We start from the raw sequence: 540 nt of genomic DNA on the forward strand, positions 1-540 counted from the left end.
CATCCTGAGCGAACAACGAGCCCCTTTGATGCACCTCTCGCTCAGGCGTGGTTGCCGCGCGCGGCTTTTCTCGCCCGTTGGCATGCGGCTCCTGAAACTTTGCATGCTCCGCGAAGACCTTGCCAGCGAGACCACCGGGCTGCGCCGGGTCTCGATCGCCGCCCCGCAATCAGCTGCTATGTGAGCCGCCGCAGATAGTCGTCCACGCTCTCCGAGAGCTGGTCGTCTTCGGGCATGCTGCCGCCGGGCGTGAAATGGTCGACCACATCCGGCAGAAGTTCCGAAAGGCCGCTGCGCGCCTCGTCGTCGCCCATGCCCGCCTGCTGCGCGATGCGGTGCAACTGGTCGTGGCCCAAGACCTCGTCGATGGCATGTGGCGGCAGAGCCTCGTTCGCGCCGGTGCCGACCCATGAGTCGGCCTGTTGACCGTAGCCCTTCTGCGTGAACTGGCCGATCAGGTCGCCGATGCCGCCCAGGCCACCGGCCGCGCTACCGCCTTGCCGGCCGCGCTGGCTCAACATGCTGAGCACTACGGGCAGC

2 protein-coding genes are annotated in these 540 nt (G+C 67.2%); one reads left to right on the forward strand and one right to left on the reverse strand.

Annotated features, from left to right (window positions below):
• Window positions 1–184, forward strand: a 184-nt coding sequence (locus tag ACXJ3V_RS20650) for a hypothetical protein (protein ID WP_457102225.1), incomplete at its 5' end; no start/stop codon positions are given.
• On the opposite strand, the gene ACXJ3V_RS20655 is transcribed toward ACXJ3V_RS20650, so the two are convergent.
• On the reverse strand, window positions 177–540 hold a 364-nt coding region (locus tag ACXJ3V_RS20655; protein WP_457102226.1), incomplete at its 5' end, for a YidB family protein. The genes ACXJ3V_RS20650 and ACXJ3V_RS20655 overlap by 8 nt on opposite strands.

The organism is Microbacterium sp. P5_E9 (assembly GCF_054049175.1).